Annotated in this window: 17 protein-coding genes; 7 read left to right on the forward strand and 10 right to left on the reverse strand. The window is 70.3% G+C overall.

Features of this window, described 5'->3' with window-relative positions:
* Window positions 1-97: 97 nt before the first annotated feature.
* Entirely contained in the window at window positions 98-1,843 is a 1,746-nt protein-coding gene (locus tag ACSC1W_RS00850) for a MutS-related protein (protein WP_435344559.1), read from the forward strand.
* Here the strand turns inward: ACSC1W_RS00850 and ACSC1W_RS00855 are convergent.
* The 5 genes from ACSC1W_RS00855 to mutL form a co-directional block, all read right to left on the reverse strand.
* Entirely contained in the window at window positions 1,840-2,076 is a 237-nt protein-coding gene (locus ACSC1W_RS00855; protein ID WP_435344561.1) for a DUF8132 family protein, read from the reverse strand. The two genes, ACSC1W_RS00850 and ACSC1W_RS00855, sit on opposite strands and share 4 nt — an antisense overlap.
* 108 nt (window positions 2,077-2,184) lie before the next feature.
* Window positions 2,185-2,637, reverse strand: a complete 453-nt coding sequence (locus ACSC1W_RS00860; protein ID WP_435344563.1) for an Hsp20/alpha crystallin family protein — start codon at window positions 2,635-2,637, stop codon at window positions 2,185-2,187.
* A 179-nt stretch (window positions 2,638-2,816) separates the two neighbouring features.
* A complete protein-coding gene (kdgK1, locus tag ACSC1W_RS00865; protein WP_435344565.1) occupies window positions 2,817-3,773 on the reverse strand; it encodes a bifunctional 2-dehydro-3-deoxygluconokinase/2-dehydro-3-deoxygalactonokinase in 957 nt (318 codons plus the stop codon).
* Between the two features lie 183 nt (window positions 3,774-3,956).
* Window positions 3,957-4,976 carry an RNA 3'-terminal phosphate cyclase gene (rtcA, locus tag ACSC1W_RS00870; protein ID WP_435344567.1) on the reverse strand — a complete coding sequence of 340 codons (1,020 nt, stop codon included), beginning with the start codon at window positions 4,974-4,976 and terminating at the stop codon, window positions 3,957-3,959.
* Window positions 4,977-5,032: 56 nt separating this feature from the next.
* The gene (gene mutL / locus ACSC1W_RS00875; RefSeq protein ID WP_435344569.1) at window positions 5,033-7,240 is read right to left on the reverse strand and encodes a DNA mismatch repair endonuclease MutL; all 2,208 of its coding nucleotides are present in this window, start codon (window positions 7,238-7,240) and stop codon (window positions 5,033-5,035) included.
* A 516-nt stretch (window positions 7,241-7,756) separates the two neighbouring features.
* Between mutL and kynU the strand changes: the two genes are divergently transcribed.
* Complete coding sequence (gene kynU / locus ACSC1W_RS00880) at window positions 7,757-9,055, forward strand: kynureninase (RefSeq protein WP_435344571.1); 1,299 nt, start codon at window positions 7,757-7,759, stop codon at window positions 9,053-9,055.
* A gap of 2 nt (window positions 9,056-9,057) precedes the next feature.
* Here the strand turns inward: kynU and ACSC1W_RS00885 are convergent, their stop codons facing one another.
* From ACSC1W_RS00885 to ACSC1W_RS00895, 3 genes are all read right to left on the reverse strand, one after another.
* Window positions 9,058-9,249: a DUF7535 family protein gene (locus ACSC1W_RS00885; RefSeq protein WP_435344573.1), complete on the reverse strand. Its 192-nt coding sequence runs from the start codon at window positions 9,247-9,249 to the stop codon at window positions 9,058-9,060.
* Between the two features lie 723 nt (window positions 9,250-9,972).
* Entirely contained in the window at window positions 9,973-10,326 is a 354-nt protein-coding gene (locus tag ACSC1W_RS00890; protein ID WP_435344575.1) for a DUF6199 family natural product biosynthesis protein, read from the reverse strand.
* 51 nt (window positions 10,327-10,377) lie between these two features.
* The gene (locus ACSC1W_RS00895) at window positions 10,378-10,818 is read right to left on the reverse strand and encodes a PaaI family thioesterase (protein ID WP_435344577.1); all 441 of its coding nucleotides are present in this window, start codon (window positions 10,816-10,818) and stop codon (window positions 10,378-10,380) included.
* Window positions 10,819-10,997: 179 nt separating this feature from the next.
* On the opposite strand from ACSC1W_RS00895, the gene ACSC1W_RS00900 reads away from it, so the two are divergent.
* The 4 genes from ACSC1W_RS00900 to ACSC1W_RS00915 all read left to right on the forward strand — a co-directional run bounded on the left by ACSC1W_RS00900 (window position 10,998) and on the right by ACSC1W_RS00915 (window position 14,291).
* Window positions 10,998-11,180, forward strand: a complete 183-nt coding sequence (locus ACSC1W_RS00900) for a hypothetical protein (protein ID WP_435344579.1) — start codon at window positions 10,998-11,000, stop codon at window positions 11,178-11,180.
* A gap of 154 nt (window positions 11,181-11,334) precedes the next feature.
* Window positions 11,335-12,237: a phosphogluconate dehydrogenase (NAD(+)-dependent, decarboxylating) gene (gene gnd, locus ACSC1W_RS00905; RefSeq protein WP_435344580.1), complete on the forward strand. Its 903-nt coding sequence runs from the start codon at window positions 11,335-11,337 to the stop codon at window positions 12,235-12,237.
* 66 nt (window positions 12,238-12,303) lie between these two features.
* Window positions 12,304-12,528, forward strand: coding sequence for a hypothetical protein (locus ACSC1W_RS00910; protein WP_435344582.1), 225 nt, complete (start codon window positions 12,304-12,306; stop codon window positions 12,526-12,528).
* Window positions 12,529-12,638: 110 nt separating this feature from the next.
* Entirely contained in the window at window positions 12,639-14,291 is a 1,653-nt protein-coding gene (locus ACSC1W_RS00915; RefSeq protein WP_435344584.1) for a thiamine pyrophosphate-binding protein, read from the forward strand.
* 6 nt (window positions 14,292-14,297) lie between these two features.
* Here the strand turns inward: ACSC1W_RS00915 and ACSC1W_RS00920 are convergent, their stop codons facing one another.
* Window positions 14,298-15,422: a 3-hydroxyacyl-CoA dehydrogenase gene (locus ACSC1W_RS00920; protein WP_435344586.1), complete on the reverse strand. Its 1,125-nt coding sequence runs from the start codon at window positions 15,420-15,422 to the stop codon at window positions 14,298-14,300.
* A gap of 88 nt (window positions 15,423-15,510) precedes the next feature.
* Window positions 15,511-16,842: an APC family permease gene (locus ACSC1W_RS00925; RefSeq protein WP_435344587.1), complete on the reverse strand. Its 1,332-nt coding sequence runs from the start codon at window positions 16,840-16,842 to the stop codon at window positions 15,511-15,513.
* A gap of 276 nt (window positions 16,843-17,118) precedes the next feature.
* Here ACSC1W_RS00925 and ACSC1W_RS00930 point away from each other — a divergent pair, with 276 nt between their 5' ends.
* On the forward strand, window positions 17,119-17,700 hold the full coding sequence (locus tag ACSC1W_RS00930) for a 2Fe-2S iron-sulfur cluster-binding protein (protein WP_435344589.1): 582 nt from the start codon (window positions 17,119-17,121) through the stop codon (window positions 17,698-17,700).
* Window positions 17,701-17,702: the final 2 nt, after the last annotated feature.

Below are 17,702 nucleotides of genomic sequence, written 5' to 3' on the forward strand. Positions count from 1 at the left end.
AAAAATCGTACCGGGCGGCACCTGCGGCCGACGCCACGTCGCGACCGCCCACGACGGTTCGGACACACTCTTGTCGGAGGGGGCCGTGCCGGCGGATATGCGACTCGAAGATTACTGGGGAGTCGGGCCGAAGACGCACGAGGCCCTGGTCGAGGACCTCGGCGTCGAGCGCGCCGTCTCGGCCATCGAGGCCGCCGACGTTCGGACGCTGGCCGACGCGGGCCTCTCGCGGGGACGGGCGACCCGCATCCTGCGACGGGCGGGCGGCGGCGAGGGGATGGGGATACTGTCGACGGGCGATACGCGGTCGGTGTACAAGGAGTGCATCGACCTCGCCCGCCGGCACGCCGTGACGCGTGACGCGGCGGACAGCATCCGCGTGCTGACGCCACTCGCGAGCAGGGAGGCGATGGAGGCGCGCCTCGACGAGGTGACGATCGCCCGGGAATCGTGGGCGAGCATCGACCCGGCGGACCGCGAGGCCATCCTGGCCGCGTTCGACCGGTACGACGCGGCCGGCGGGGGCGAACGGCCGGCCGTCGAGGCGGCACTCGAACTGCTCGACGTGGGCGTGACCGACGGCCCGTTCGCACCGCTGGCCAGTCTCGACCGCGAGGGACTGGCCGACGCGGCCGATGCGCTCGGGGCGCTACAGGACGGGCGGGTCGCACCGGGTGCCGACGAGCGACTCGACCGCCTCCGCGACGCGCGGGCCGCCGTCGAGACGATGGACGCTAACGCCGTCGACGTCATCGAGGCCATCCGCGACTCGGAAGCGCGGTCGCCCGAAACGTTGCGCACGACCTTCGTCGACCACGTCCGGTCCGAGACCGACGTCGACGCAGAGCGCATCCGCGAGGCCGTCCCGGAGGACGCCCGCGACGTGACGGACTTCGTCGGCGAGGCGCTCCGCGGCCTGACCGCCGACCTCGCGACGGCCGTCGACGAGCGAGCGCGCGAGGTGCGCGTCGACCTCCAGCACGCGATCAGCGACGCCCGCGAGGACGTCGACCGGGCGGTCGCGGCCGTCGACGACATCGCGCTCCAGTTGTCGCTGGCGCGGTTCGCCGAGGCGTTCGACTGCACCCGCCCGACGTTCGTCGAGGGCGAGGCGACGGTGGCCGTCGAGGGGGCACGCAACCTCGACCTGCTCGCCAGGGACGAGGACGTCCAGCCCATCCGGTACGCCCTCGGCGACCACGACCTGTCGCCGCCACCGGGCGACGAGCGCGTCGCGGTGGTGACCGGCGCGAACTCGGGGGGGAAGACGACGCTCCTCGAGACGGTGTCGCAGGTGGTCGTACTCGCGCACATGGGCCTGCCAGTCCCGGCCGAACGCGCCGAACTCTCCGTGTTCGACGACGTGGTGTTCCACCGCCGCCACGCCTCGTTCAACGCCGGCGTCCTCGAATCGACGCTGAAGTCGGTCGTCCCGCCCCTGACCGGCGAGGGCCGGACGCTGATGCTCGTCGACGAGTTCGAGGCCATCACCGAACCGGGCAGTGCCGCCGACCTCCTCCACGGCCTCGTGACCCTGACGGTCGACCGGGACGCCGTCGGCGCGTTCGTCACCCACCTCGCCGACGACCTGGAGCCACTGCCCGAGGAAGCCCGGGTCGACGGTATCTTCGCCGAGGGGTTGACCGCGGACCTGGAGTTACAGGTGGACTACCAGCCCCGGTTCGACCAGCTCGGCCGGTCGACGCCGGAGTTCATCGTCTCTCGACTCGTCGCCGACGCCGACGACCGGGTCGAGCGCGCCGGCTTCGAGACGCTGGCCGCGGCTGTCGGCGAGGAGATGGTCCAGAAGACGCTGGTCGATGCGGAGTGGGACGACGGCTAGACCTTCCGGTCGCTCGGAGCCGGGCGCTCTCCCGTGTCGCCCGCGTCGATGCGGCCGCTCGTCCCCCAGACGAACGCGATGATGCCGACCATGAACACACCGGCGGCGGCCAGGACGTTCGGGAGCGGCGGGGTCGCGTAGCCGAAGAACGGTCCCTTCGCGATGTACCAGCCGGACCCGACCGACGTCGCGAGTCCGACCAGCAGGAACGCTGTACTCACGTATCGGTGCATACTACCTGATTATCGGCTAACAGATCAAAGATAATCGATTACTACCCGGTAATTCATCGGTGAATAAACGCATCTGGTCAGAAATCGTGATAGAAGTCCACCGGTCGTTCAGTCCTCGATGGGGATGTGTCGACCGGTGTCGTCGTGGCGTTCGTCGATGGGAAGGTGGACCTCGAGGACGCCGTTGCGGTAGCGGGCGTCGATGTCCTCGACGACGATGTCGCCGGGGACGTAGACGCGCTCGCTGGTGTGGCGGGACTGGTGCATCGAGACGAACTCGGATTCGGTGTCGACCTCGGTGGCCGCGTCGACGTGCAGGTAGCCGTCGCGGTACGAGAGGTCGATGTCCTCCGTCTCGAAGCCCGGGAGGTCCATCACGAAGACGAACGCGCCGTCCTGCTCGGTGAGGCTGGTCGCGCTCTCGTCGCGCCGGTCGACGCTGGTCTCGAACCCGGATTCGAGTCGGGGTGTCGCCCCCATCCAGTTCTGTCGCATCTGGTCGAACATCGCGTCCATCTGCTCGAACAGTTCGTTCATGTCGTCGTATGGTCTGAATGCCATACTACAGGTACGACGTTCTAGGAGATAAACACGCATGGACGACAGTTAGCACGCTTCTATCTGTCTTTCACTGGATTTTCGGAGAACTCGTGACTGGTCCGCTAGTTGTTCGGCCGCCCGGACGCCCCGTCAGGATTTCGGGTGGAAGGCCCGGTCCACGAGGTACCGAACGCGCCGGGTCAGCGGGAGATGCCGTCGCCCCGGTCGGCGATGACCGCCTCGACCTCCTCCCTGGTCACCGTGGCGACGTCGCCGGGGATGGTCCGCTTGAGTGCGGCCGTCGCCGTCGCGTACTGGAGCGCCCGTGGCACGTCGTCGCCCGAGAGCCGTCGCGCGAGGAACGCACCGGTGAAGGCGTCCCCGGAGCCGATGGGATCGTGCGTGTCCGTCGCGTAGGCGTCCTGCTCGTGGATGACGTTGTCGTGGATGGCGACCGCCCCGCGTTCGCCCCGCGTGACGACGACCGTCCGGAACTCGTACTCGGAGGCGAGGTGGTGTGCGAGCTGGGTCGGGTCGCCGTCGTAGTCCAGCATCGTCTCGGCGTCCTTGGCGGCGATGACGAGTACGTCGATGGCGGGGAACAGGCGCGTGATGGTGCTTCGTGCCTCCTCCGGCGACCAGAGCTTGCGCCGGTAGTTCACGTCGAAGGCGACCATCGTGCCCGCCTTGCGGGCGACGCTGAGCAGGTTGACCGTCGTGTCACGCATCGTCTCCGAGAGCGCCGGCGTGATGCCCGTCGTGTAGAAGGCGCTGGCGTTCCGGATGCGGTCGAGGTTGAAATCCCCCGCCTCGGCCGTCGAGAACACAGAATCGGCCCGGTCGTACACGACGTTCGTCCCGCGGGGCTTGCCCGCGTGTTCGAGGTAGTAGGTCCCGGGTCGCCCGTCCTCGGCCCAGACGATGTCGGTGTCGATGTCGTGTTTCCGGATGCCGTTCGCCACCCGCCGTCCCGGCGGCGTGTCGGGCAGCTTCGACAGCCACGCCGACACGGCACCGAGCCGTTCGGCCGCGATGGCCGTGTTCGACTCCGCGCCGGCCGCGTGGGCCTCGAACTCGCCGGCCGTCTCGACCCGTTCGTTCCCGGGCGGTGATAGCCGAAGCATCGATTCGCCGAACGTGACGAGGTCGTCGCTCATCGGTACCGCCTCGGCGTCTCAGCCGTCGGACTCGCACCACTCATGGTCGGTCGAACGAACGGGACTGGTATAAGTGTCTCCCACGTCGGCAGTGTTTGGTCCGAGCGTGCCGAGACGGACCGCGAGCGTGACCCCGACGGCACCGCCTCCACCGGGTAGGAACCCGGACCTGTCGCCGGACCATCACCCCGAGAGCATCGCGCCGGGACCCGGGACGGCGGCCTCGTCGACGGTCACGTCGTAGCCGAACGCCCGGGCGACCCCGACGTTCGTCGTCACGTGGTCGGTGACGGCCGGAAGCCGGACCCGCCCGCCACAGAGGGCGACGAGCATTACGAGCTGGTCGCCGGTGTGCTCGTCCACCGTCGCGGTCGCGTTCGCGTGGAAGTCGGCGGCGGCCTCGGCCGCCGACTCCCCGACCGCCTCGGCCGGCGTCCCCCGTTCCCCGAGCGCGCTGAACCCGGCGACGCTCCCCTCGTAGTCCAGGCGGACGAGGACGGCCGACCCGGCCGACGGTGCGTCGGCGGTCCGGACGACCCGTTCGAGGACGGGGACGCCGAGGTCGGGAGCCGCGGCCGTGGCCTGCCGCCGCGCCACCTCGGCGTTCGACAGGTCGGTCGACTCGACCGAGAAGACGCGCACGCCACGGAGGTCGCCGCGCTCCGTGAGCGACAGCGACCGGGGTGCCCCGGGGGTGACGTGTATCGTCGTCTCGCCGCCGCCCCGTGGGTAGAACCCACGACGGGTCACCTCGACCGCCGCGTGGACGCCGGCGCGTCGGGCGAGTGGGAGTCGGACCGCCCGGTAGTAGTCGAGCGTCGGCGACCACGCCACGTCGGTCCCACCGGTCACCGTCACCGACAGCGGGGCGTCGAGGACCACCGAGAGCGGGAGGAGCACCTCGAAGACGAGCGACGTGGCGCCGGCAGTCCCGACGTCGACGGTGTACTCGCCGGGGGACACGTCCCCGGGGTCGAACGCGACCGTCTCGCTGTCGAGTTCGTCCCCCTCGACGTCGGCGTCACAGACCGTCGCGAGGGCCCGGACGCCGGCGAGGTGCTGGTGCTTCAGCCCGGGGTTCGGCCGGTTCCCGCGGACGTTCTCGACGCGGACCGGGTCGCCCGTGACGGTCGAGAGCGACAGGGCCGACCGGAGTATCTGGCCGCCGCCGCCCTTCCCGTCGATGGTTCGTCCGTCGTGCATCCGGTTGTAGAGACAGTCGGTCGCACGGGCCGTATAGGTTGTCGTGGCCGCCCCGCCTACCCGCCGTGGCCGGGGTAGTCGCGCTCGAACCGCGCCTCGATCTCGTCGTCGGGGACCGAGACGAGGGTCGGTCGGCCGTGCGGGCAGGCCCACGGGTTCTCGCAGTCGTCCAGCGCCGACAGCAGGTCGACGACCGACCCCTCGGTCAGCGACGTGTTCCCGGTGATGGAGGGGTAACACGCGAGGTCGGCGACGAAGGCGTCGGCCAGTTCGTCGACCGTCTCCCCGCCGTCGGTTCCCTCGGCGACGAACCCGGCGAGCACGTCGCGCAGGGCCGCCGGGTCGACGGTCTTCCGGAACACCGCCGGGACCGCCGTCACCGTCACCTCCCGGTCGCCGGTTCGCTCGGCCCGGAAGCCCAGTTCGGCCAGCGCCTCCCGGTAGGCCGGGAACGCCTCGGCCTCGCCCGCGGTCAGTTCGAGGGCGACCGGGTCGGCGAGCACCTGCGCCGTCGTCCCGTCGTCGAACGCCGCCCGGAGACGCTCGTAGTTGACGCGCTCGTCGGCGGCGTGCTGGTCCACGAGGACGAGTCCGTCGGGGGCGGCGGCGACGAGGTAGGTGTCGCGGTACTGGCCGAGCACGTCGAGGCGCGGAAGCGAGTCGTACTCGGCGGGTTCGGTGGCGTCCTCGCCGGCGAGCGTCGTCTGCGTCTGCTCGCCGCCGAACTTGTCGCCGTCGCCGTCGCCGTCGCCGGGGTCGGGGTCGGGAGCAGACCGGTGCGACGACCGCCGGTCGGTCGTGGGCGGGTCGGGCCACCCGCCGGAGGCCGCCGCGTCGCCGCCGGGGCCGAAGTCGCCGAGGTCGGTGGGCCGGTCCCGCGTCGGTCGCCCCGTGCCGGCGGTCGACGACGCCCCCGACCGGCCGGACGTCGCACTCGATGTCGCGCCCCCGGACGTCGCGGCCTCCGACGACGACTCCCCCCGGGTGTCCGGCGATGCGGCGTCCCCGTCCGGGTCGTCGGTCGTCCCGTCAGTTCCTGACCCCGACGTCTCTGCCCCGGACGTCCCGGCATCGGACGTCGAGTTGTCGGCGTCAGCGCCCACGGCACCGTCGCCGCCGGGCGTCGACTCCGACCCCTCGTCGCCGGGCGACTCCGGCGTCCCGGCGTCCGCCTCCGGTCGAACGTCGGCCTCGGCCGCCTTCGACTTGCCGCGGGGGGCCGACGACCGGAGCAGGCCGGCGTCGAGCAGCGCGTCCTCGACGGCGGCGTGGACCTGCCGGCGGACGCCCGCCTCGTCGGAGAACCGCACCTCCATCTTCCGGGGGTGAACGTTCACGTCGACGTCGCCCGGGTCGACCGCGAGGTCGAGGACGACGAACGGGTAGCGGTCCGACGCGAGTTGCCCGCCGTAGGCCGACAGCACCGCGTCCCGGACCACCGACGAGGTGACGTACCGGCCGTTGACGAACGTCGAGACGTACTCGCGGGTGCTCCGCGTCGTCTCCGGGTGCGATACCAGGCCCGAGACGCCGTCGAGGGGACCGTCGTCCGGTCCCTCGCTTCCGACCGGTTCCATCGCGCGGGCGACCTCCGAACCGTAGACGTTCAGGACCGTCGAGCGCAGGTCGCCCTGGCCGGTCGTCGCGAACACCTCCCGGCCGTCGTGCTCCAGCGACACCGCCACGTCGGGGTTCGCCAGCGCGTACCTCGTGACGACGCGGTTCACGTGGCTGAACTCCGTCGCCCGCGTCTTCAGGTACTTCTTCCGCGCCGGGGTGTTGAAGAAGAGTTGCTCCACCTCGATGGCCGTCCCTGCCGGACAACCGGCCGGCCGGACCGCCTCGACCTCGCCGCCCTCGTAGACGAGTTCGGTGCCCTCGGCCGGCGTGTCCCCGGAACCGTCGTCGCGCGGTTTCGTCCGGATGGTCGTCCGCGACACTGCACCGATGGTGTGCAACGCCTCGCCCCGGAAGCCCAGCGTGCCGACGCCGCCCTCCAGGTCGTCGATGTCCGATATCTTGCTCGTCGTGTGTTCCCGGACGGCGGCGCGGACGTCCGCCTCGGTCATCCCCACGCCGTCGTCCGAGACGACGACGCCGTCGACGCCACCCTCCTCGACGGCGACGGAGACGCGCGACGCGTCCGCGTCGAGGCTGTTCTCGACGAGTTCCTTCACGACCGACGCCGGGCGCTCGACGACCTCGCCGGCGGCGATTCGCTCGACCGTCGCCCGGTCGAGTCGACGGATGTCCGTGTCGGGCATGTCCGGCGAATCGTCGGCGACCACAATACGTGCTGTGGTCCGCGGTGTTTCGGTGGGGCGGTTCGCCGCCGGTTTGCTCGAACGCCCCTGGCGCTCGACTCCCGGGCATCGTCGTACTCCCAACGCGCTTCGCCCGTCCGTGGTTCATGGAACGCGTGCGACCGCCGGTGGACAGGTCACCCCTCGACGGAATGGAAATCTGCGGTTGGCGCACGCTGGCGAGACGGTGCGAACGGACGTGAGCACCGTCTCGCAGACATCGTGCGAGGGACGAGCGAAACCGAGCGTAGCGAGGGTGAGCGAATCGGTTGGGGAGGGCGTGGTGCGGTGTCTGTCGTCGGCGCGAGTAATCTGACCGTCGGTTCTCCTGGAAACCCGGTCGTCGGTTCGAACAGCACTCCACACGCCGGACCAGCACACCGGAACTGGCCTCTATCCCGTACGCACTCAACCGCCAGCAGACACGATAGAGAAGACCGAAAACGGTTCACATCCCGCACCCGACGACGTAGAGAGATGCCGACGCCCGACGTGGCCGACGACCCGCCGACGGACCGGGCCTACGCCGCCGAACTCGACGACGCCGACCCCCTCGCCGACCTCCGGGACCGGTTCTACGTGCCCGACGGCGAGCGATACGTGGACGGGAACTCGTTGGGACTGCTCTCGGCGGACGCCGAGGCCGCCCTGGAGACGGTCGTCGACCAGTGGCGCGACCTGGCCATCCGGGGCTGGACCGACGCCGACCCGGACTGGTTCCACTACGGCGAACGACTCGGGGACCGACTCGCACCCCTGGTCGGTGCCGACGAATCCGAAGTGGTCGTCGCCAACTCTACGACGGTCAACGTCCACACGCTCGTCGGCACGATGCTCGACGCCTACGGTGCCGAGACGGTCCTCGTCGACGACCTGGACTTCCCGACGGACCACTACGCCATCCGGGCGCAGTTGCGCCAGCGCGGCCTGGACCCCGACGAGCACCTCGTGGTGGCCGAGAGCAGCGACGGTCGGACCGTCACCACGGACGACGTCGCCGCCGCCCTCGACGGGGCCGACGTCGACGTCGTCTTCCTCCCGACGGTCCTCTACCGGTCCGGGCAGTTGCTCGACGTCGCCGCCATCGGCGAACTCGCCCGCGAGCACGGCGCGCTGTTCGGCGTCGACGCCGCCCACAGCGTCGGCGTCGTCCCCCACCAGTTCGACCAGCACGGCGTCGACTTCGCGGTCTGGTGCTCCTACAAGTACCTCAACGCCGGCCCCGGAGCCATCGCGGGCCTGTACGTGAACGAGGAGCACTTCGGGACGACGCCGTCCCTCGCCGGGTGGTGGGGCAACGACAAGGCGACCCAGTTCGAGATGCGGACGACGTTCGACCCGGCCCCCGACGCCGGTGCGTGGCAGGTCGGCACGCCGCCGATACTCTCGGCCGCACCGCTGTCGGGCGCACTCGACGTCGTCGAGGACGCCGGCATCGACCGCCTGCGCGAGAAGTCCGTCGCGCTCACCGAGTACCTGATCCGACTGACCGACGCCCGCCTCGCCGAGCACGGCTACGCGGTCGGGACGCCCCAGGACCCGGACCGCCGTGGCGGCCACGTCGCCATCGAACACCCAGAGGCCGACCGGATCAGCGAGGCGTTGCGCGACCGCGGGGTCGTCGTGGACTACCGCCCGCCGGACGTGATTCGCGTCGCACCGTCGCCGTACTACGTCACCTTCGCCGACGTCTGGGCGGTGGTCGACAACCTGGCGACCATCGCGGCGCGGTCGCTGTTCGAGGAGTACGAGCGCGAGACGGACGGTGTGACGTAGCCCTATCCGGGGCCGCGGGAGTCGGTCGCTGGCCCCTCCCCTCCACCGACGACCTTCAGCACCACCCACACCACCACGGCGATGGGGACGAGCGGGAGCAACACGATGGCACAACCCGCCGCCACGAGGTAGCCTATGAGGCCCATCTCTGGCATCGTCGTGAGCCCCGAGGCATCACTGACACTCTCTGGCATGCCACTCGAAGGTTGGCGGCCATGCGGCAAAAATTGCACGGGCAGCTACTCGACGGTGAACGAGAGCGTCAGGTCCGTGAGGTCGCCACCGGCCTCCGCCCCCGGTGTATCCGTCGCCCTGTACTCGCCTGCTGGAAGGCACGGTTCGTCGGCCGGCGACCAGACCGTGAACTCGGTGACGAGTTACTCGCCGGTGTCCAGTTCGCGGTACCCACTCGACTGTTCGAACATCGGCGAATCGCGGAGTCGCCAGCAGTCCCCGGTCGGTTCGTCGGGAATCATCTCCTCGACGGTGCGCTCCGCGGCGACGACGACAGACCGGTCGTCGGGCAGCAGCGTGGCGATGGTTCCGTCTCCGTCAGTCGCGCAGTGGGTTGAAAAGGGCGGCGTGGAACCGAACGTACCGGCGACGGGGTCGCCCCGGTTCTCGAGGGTGACTCGGAGCTCTGCGGTTCTTCGGAACTCCCCGCAGAACGTATCGTCCCCTCGAACCGAAGGTCGTCGGAATCCGAACCGGCGTCGACCGTCGCTATCCGGTGAATCCGGTCGCTCGCACCGTCCTGGCCACTCGTCACACAGCCAGATAGCGTGAGAGCGGGCACGAGTCCCAGCAACGTGCGGCGGTCCATCCCGGCCTACCAGATACAGCACTACTTTAAAAACCGGTCGACGCTACCGCACGAATTCGGGTCACACCGCCGGGAACCCGACCGGCGAGTCGTCTCAGTCGTCGATGTCGACGACGACCGGGCCGTCGTCGTCCTCGTCGGACAGGTCCAGTTCCGCCTCTTCTTCTTCCTCTTCCTCCTCCTCCGCCCGCGTTCGCTCGGCCCTGTCCGCGGCGCGGTCGGCGAGGATGTAGCCGAACAGACCGCCGACGAGCATCCCGAGGCCGGAGGCGCGCGTCGAGTCGACGTACCACTCGCGCGGTTCGAGTTCGCCGGTGTTCTCGTAACTCGCACCGAGCATCACCCTGGAACCGAGTTTCGCCATCCGTCGCGGGAAGAGCAGGCTGAGCAGGCCCTGCGTGGCAGTCGCGGCAGCTATCACCTTCCGAAGTTTCGCGGAACCGAGCATACCCGTACTTGTACCTCCACCGAGAAAAACCCCGACCAAAGCGGCCGGGAGTCAGTCGACCTGGTGGAACTCGTCGCTGTCGTCGACCCACGCCGACCCGTCGTCACCCCCGGCGGTCTTGTAGACGCCGCGGGCGGTGGCGACGCTGGTCCCGGTGACGTCGGTCACCTCGACGTCGACCCGGGCCACGGTGGCGCCGTCGTCGACGACCTCCGCCTCGGCGATCAGGTCGTCGGTCGCGGGCGCGAGGTGGTCGATGCGGATGTCGATGGTCGGCGTCGGCGTGAAGTTCAGCGAGATGACGGCCGCACCGGCGACGTGGTCCGCGAAGGAGTGGACGACGCCGCCGTGTGCGATGACCTTCCCCGGGACGGAGGAGTGCTCCTCGGAGAGTTCGAGTCGGCCACGGGCGTAGCCGTCCTCGGCCTCGGTCACCTCGATGCCGAGGTGTTCGGCGTACGGCATCGCGTCGAAGATGGCTTCCACGGTCATGCAGGCGGATTCGGGACCCCCGGACATACCGCTTTGCCAACTGCCGACAACGGGTGGCCGGTGGTCGCGGTCGCCCGCCGGGACAGTGGCATGTATCCGCCGACGACTTTGGTATGTGGTAACATTTATCAAGGACTGTGACGAACACTGCGACGAGGAGCGATCCTCGATGAATCGCGATGTCAGTCACTCCCGGTTCCGACCGACGGCACAGCGCGCTCGGGGTCGACGCGGTCGACCTCGGGCAGTACGTCGCCATCTACCTCGGCGACGAGGGCGGCGACGTCCTCCTGTTCGACGAGCGACTGTCGACGGCGTGGATACAGTCCGACGTGGCCGTCTCCGTGGAGGAGGCGGTCTGATGCGAGCGACGCCAGCGAGGCGGCCGGTGACACGGGCGGTCGGGACACGACTCCTCCTCCCCCCGCCGCCGACCCACACCGGGTGAGCAGGCCCCCGGCGGGCCGCTTGCGACGAATCACAACCCCTACCTTCTCGCCTGTCACAGTCCGAGTCATGCAACTGGGCGTAATCGGTCTCGGCAGGATGGGCCGCATCGTGGTCGACCGAACACTCGACGCCGGTCACGACGTGGTCGCGTTCGACCTCGACGACGACGCGGTGGCGGCGGCGGCCGACGCCGGTGCGACGCCGGCCGAGTCCGTCGCCGACCTCGTGTCCCGCCTCGACGACGACAGGCGAATCTGGCTGATGGTGCCCGCCGGCGAGGCGGTCGACGCCGCGCTGGCGGACCTCGAACCACGCCTCGACGACGACGACGTCGTGGTCGACGGCGGCAACTCCCACTTCGAGGACTCCATCCGACGCGCCGAGTCCACCGACGCCGCCTACCTCGACTGTGGCACCTCCGGCGGCCCGGCCGGTGCCGAACTCGGCTTCTCCCTGATGGTCGGCGGTCCCCAGTGGGCCTACGACGAGATGACGCCCGTCTTCGACGCCGTCGCGACCGGCCCCGACGGTCACGACCGGATGGGTCCGGCCGGGTCGGGTCACTACGTGAAGATGGTCCACAACGGCGTCGAGTACGCGCTGATGCAGGCCTACGGCGAGGGCTTCGAACTGCTCGCCGACGGGCGGTACGACCTCGACCTGGAGGCCGTCGCCCGCACCTGGAACAACGGGGCGGTCATCCGGTCCTGGCTGCTCGAACTCTGCGAGGAGGCCTTCCGCGAGGAGGGCACCGACCTGGGCGACGTGGCAGACCACGTCGCCGGCGGGTCGACCGGCACCTGGACGGTCCAGGAGGCCCTGGAACAGGAGATCCCCGTCCCGCTCATCTACCAGTCGCTGGCCGAACGGTTCGGGTCCCGCGCCCCCGAGTCTGGCCGGTTCTCTCGTCGACTGGCGAACCGGCTTCGATACGGCTTCGGGCGGCACGAGGTCGCACGGGAGGAGTGACGGCGTTCGGCCCCACTTCCACATCGCGTCCGAACGCTTTTTCGGTCGGTGCAGGAACTGTCTCCCATGGTCCAGTTCGTCGCAGTCGTCACCGTGTTCGCCGGCCTGTTCGGCGTCGTCACGGGGTCGCTCATGGCCGTCCGCACCCGACGGATGCTCCAGTTCCGGTCGCCGGGCCGACTCGACCCGGATAGCGTCCCCGACTGGAAGGTGCTGGTCTGGCGGGGCATCGGGGCGTGGGTCGCGTTCGGGAGTCTGCTCACGGTGGTCGTCGCCCTCACCAGTGGCTGAGACGCCGCACGCCCCGACGACCGGCCGGCCCCTCCTGCGGGAGGTACACTTTTCACCGACCGCTCCGGGGCGTGTACTATGTCATCACCTCCCGACTGTGGTGGTCTCCCGTGACCGCGGCCGAGGACGCGGTCGAAACGCTCGAAGCCAGCGGCGTCTCGGTCGTCTTCGGTTTCCCCTGCGAGCAACTGGAACCGTACTACGCGGCGCTCGCGGAGTCGAACGTGCGGCACGTCCACCCCCGGAGCGAGGCCAGCGCGGCGATGATGGCCGACGCGTACGCCCGGGTGACCGGGCGACTCGGCGTCTGTGACGGCGTCGGCGGGCCGGGCGCGGCCTACGCCGGCGTCGGGTTGACCGAGGCCGAGGGGGCGTCGAGTCCGGTCCTCGCGCTCACCGGCGACAACGACCGTGCGTTCCGGGGCCGGGAGGCCATCCAGGACGCCGACAACGAGGCCATCCTCGACCCGTTCGTCTCGGCGAGCTACGACCCCGAGTCGCCCGACCGGGTCGTCGAGGCGGTCAGGCAGGCCGCCCGCGAGGCCGTCACCGGCGTCCCGGGACCGACCCACGTGAACCTGCCCGAGGACGTGCTGGCGGGCGAGGCCGGCGCCGGACCGGGGGACCCGCTCTCACTGGACTTCGGGACCGGCCGGCCCGCGCCGGCGGCGGACGACGTGGCCGACCTCGCGAGCGTCCTGACCGACGCGGAGCGACCGGTCGTCGTCGCTGGCGAGGGGGCGCTCCGGGCGGGGGCGGCCGAGGCGGTTAGCGTGCTCGCCGACGAGACGAACACGCCGGTCGTCACGTCGATGAACGGGAAGGGCGTCGTCGCCGAGGACGAACCGTACGCTGCCGGCGTCGTCGGGCGGTGGGGGTTCTGCGAGGTGGCGAACGACCTCGTCGCGGATGCCGACGCGGTCGTCGGCCTCGGCTGCCGGTTCGGCGAACTGTCGACCGTCGGCTGGACCCTGCTCCCCGACGACGCGACGGTGGCCCACGTCGACCTCGACCCACACTGGCTAGGTCGTAACTACGACGTCGAGGTGGCCGTGCAGGCCGACGTCCGGGCGACCGTCGAGGCCCTGCGGCAGGAACTCCTCCCGGTCGACTTCGGCGACCGACGCGAGCGAATCGAGGGGGTCGCCGCCGACCGTGACGCGTGGCGCGAGGAGTACGCCGGTCGCCTCGAGAGCGACCGGACGCCCATCGACCCGGCGCGCATCGTCGCGGAGTTGCAGGAGGCCGTCCCCGACGACGGCCTGCTCGTCTCTGCGACATCGTTCCCCGGCTTCTTCACCGGGGCGTTCTACGAGGTCAGGGAGCCGGGAATCGGCTACGTCCAGGCACGTGGCAGCGACGGCATCAACTGCTGTCTCCCGCAGGCGCTCGGCGCACAGGCCGCCGACCCGGACCGGCCGGTCGTCGCGGTGTCGGGCGACGGCGGCATCGGCTACCACATCTCGGACCTCGAGACGGCCGTGCGCGAGGACCTGCCGGTCGTGGTCGTCGTCTGGAACAACCAGTCGCTGGCCTCCTCGAAGGCGAGTCAGCTGGCGAACTGGGGCGTCGACGTCTCGACCGACTTCGAGGCCGGCACCGACTACGCCGCCGTCGCCCGGGGGTTCGGCTGTGCGGGGACGGTGGTCACCGACCCGGCGGACCTCGCGGGCGAACTCGACGACGCGCTCGCCCGCGACCGCCCGACGTTGCTCGACGTTCGGGTCGACCCCGGTGCCGTCCCGCCGGTCATCGCGGACTGACCCGGCTCAGAGCGACTCGGCCGGTTCGTACACGCCCGCGCCGGTCTCCTCGTACCGGGCTTCGAGCACGTCCCGGAGCACGTCGGCACCGACCATCGACTCGACGTCGAACGGGCCGACGACCCCGCCGCTGCCGCGTTTCAGTATCTCGTTCAGCGTCTCGCGGTCGGCGACGCCGTCGGCGACCATCCGGTGGGCCTCGTTCACCAGGGCGGCGACGACGGGCTGGACGTCGTGTGGGTCGTCGACCGACGGGAGGACCGCCTCGCCGTCCTCCCAGACGAAGAAGCCCTCGCCGTCCTTCGCGCCCGCCCGTCCCTCGGCGACCATGCGCTCCATGCGCTCGCGGACCGACGGCGGGGGGTCGAACCGGCCGTCGTACGCCGGGGCGAGGTTGTCGACCGTCGCGAGGTGGATGTCGACCCCGATGAGGTCGACGAACGCCAGCGGGCCGCGGGGAAAGCCCATCTGGCGGGCCCCGACCTCGATGGCCGCCGCGTCGGCCGCCAGCAGTTCCCACGTCCCGGCGCACTTGATGGCCGCCGAGAGCCGACTGAGGCCGTTCGCCCGTCGTTCCGTCCCCAGGCGGAACGGCTCCTTGCCGATCCCCCGTGCGACCGACTCGGCGCGGTCGAGTGCATCGTCGCTGGCCGCCTCGCCGTTGACCTCCACGACGTCTCGCGGAATCGCCGGGTTGGCGAAGTGAAAGAGGACGACGCGCTCGGGACGGTCGGCGGCCGCCGCCACGTCGCTCGCGGTCAGCGAGGAGGTGTTGGTCCCGACCACGGCGTCGGGTGCGAGCACCGTCTCGAGGTCGCGGACGAGGCCGCGTTTCGCGTCGAGGGTCTCGCTGATGGCCTCGACGACGAACCCGCAGTCGGCGAGGGCGTCGAGGTCCGTCTCGTAGTTGAGGCGGTCGTCGAGGTGGCCGTCGCCCGGGTCGCCGTCGGCCAGTCCGGCGGCGTCGAGCGCCGGTTCGACCTCGGTCTCGTGGTAGCGTTCGGCCGCGGCCAGCGCGTCCTCGTCGACGTCCACGAGGACGACCTCGTACCCGCCGTTCGCCAGCAGTGCGGCCACGTCGCGGCCCATCACGCCCGCGCCGACGACGCCCGTTCGCAGGTCGGCGGTCACGGAGCGGTCACCCCACAGGGGCCGACTCCGGGCACGGCGTCGCGGCCAGTGCGCTCGTTCGACATGTACCGCCCGACGAGTCGGAGGGTTAAAACTCCCCGTCGAACCCCTCGAGGAGGGCGACGCCCCGCCGGTCGAGGTACCGCCGTCGCGCGAGCAGGTAGCTGCCGCCACCGACGACGGTCAGGGTCGCCCACGCGCCGAACAGGACAGGGTTCTGGCCGGCGAGCAGGGTCAGGAGGACGGCGTTCGCACAGACCGCGGCGACGGCCAGCGCGACGGTCACCCGACCGGGGACCGGAACCGGTGTCGCCGCGTACCGGTCGGGGTGCTCCCGGACGAACCGGACCGCCGCCACCATCATCGGGACGATGAGGACGATGCCGCCGAACCCGAGCAGCGACCCGAGTTTCCCGACGGGCAGTGGACTGAGCAACGACGCGAGCGAGAGCGCGAAGACCACCGTCAGCCCCCAGTGTGGCGTGCCGAACCGGTCGTTCGTCCTGGCGACGGCGGCCGGGAAGAAGCCGTCTTCGGCGAGGACGACCATGTACTTCGGTGCGATGATGAACACGGCGTTGACGCTCGTCGCGATGGCGAACAGTGCGCCCCCGACGACGAAGAACGTCGCCAGCGCCGGCGGCAGTGCGGCCTGGGCCGGGACGCTCAGCGTCGCGCCGTCCATCGACCCCGCCCCGACCGTGCCGACCGCGACGAGTGCCGTCCCCACGTAGAGCACGAACACCAGTGGGATGCTCACCGCGAGCGACCGCGGGATGGTGACCGTCGCGGACTGGACGTCCTCGCCGAGGTCCACGATGAAGTTCGCACCCAGACAGACGAAGTAGAGCACACCCGCACCGGTCAACATGCCCGTCACGCCCGTCGAGAGGAAGGGGTCGAAGTTCTCCGGGTCCACCGCGGGCGCACCGACCACGACGAAGGCGACGAGGCTCGCGACCAGCGTGAGGAACAGGAACGACTGGACGACGGCGGCCACGTCGATGCCGGCGAGGTTCACGAGGTAGAAGGCCGTCAGCACGACGACGCCGACGACGACGGGGTCCACCGCCACCAGCGAGTCGACGTACCGGCCGAAACTGAGTGCGTACACCGGGAGGCCGCCGCCGAACATGCTGATTGAGAGCCCCCACGCCGTGAGGAAGGCGACCGGGGGCGACCAGAGGCGACTCGGGTACCAGTAGTTCCCACCGGTGACCGGCCGGGCCGCCGCCAGTGCGGCCGTCGGGACGAGGCTCATCGCGACGACCGTGAACGTGAACACGTAGGACAGGGGGACGGCCGTCCCCGCCAGCGTCGTTGCGACCCCGGTCAGCGAGAACAACCCCGCGCCGACGATGAGGCCCACCTCGATGGCGACGGCCTGCAGGAGTCCGACGCGAGCGTCCCCGCCGGTCATGATCCGCCCTCGCCTCTCCACCCGTCCGGGCCGTCGGGCCGACGTCGACCAGCGACCGGTTGCATGTCCCTGTCTAACAGAGAGCCATCACAAATACTCTCGCCCCGTCCCGGACGTCGTCGTCCGGCGTCCCGGTCCGGCGGTCGGCGACGAACTCGTCGAACCCGCCGAGAGGTCCGTCGACCGCACCGGCCGGCAGTGAAAGCGGACGACGCGGCGACCGCTCGCGCCAGCAATCACAACTGAATTAAACCAGTACTTCGAACCGTCTCGCATATGGTGAACGAACTGGGACTGGTCATCGGGCTCTCTCTGACGGCGACCGCCGTCGCCCTGCACTTCCTTCGTGGAACGGCGTGGACGCCCAGCGAAGACATCTCGCAGGAGGTACTCGAACGACGTGCCGAGACGGTCGCCGAGACCGACTTCCCGGAACCGATGAATCGTTCTATCGGTGGCGGCGGTGCCGTCGGGGCCATCGGTGGCGGCGAAGCAGGCGCCGAACTCGAGGAGTCAGAAGAGGGCGAAGAGGAGTCGAGTAGCCCGGCCGACATCCCCGAGGACGAGGTCGAGTACTTCGACGTCGAGTACGTGAAGGAGGGCGAGACCATCGAGGTCGCGAACAACGAGACCCTGCTCGATGCCGGCGAGGACGAGGGCTGGGACCTGCCGTACGCCTGCCGCGAAGGCCAGTGCGTCTCCTGTGGGGGGCACATCCCGGACGGCGACTCTCGCGACTTCGTCGTCCACGACAACCAGCAGATGCTCGACGACCCCGAACTCGAGGACGGCTACGTGCTGACCTGCGTCGCGTACCCGAAGGCGGAGTTCTCACTCGAGACGAGCGAGACGCCGTAGTC

The sequence above is a fragment of the Haloarchaeobius marinus genome (assembly GCF_051207415.1).
Lineage (GTDB): Archaea > Halobacteriota > Halobacteria > Halobacteriales > Natrialbaceae > Haloarchaeobius.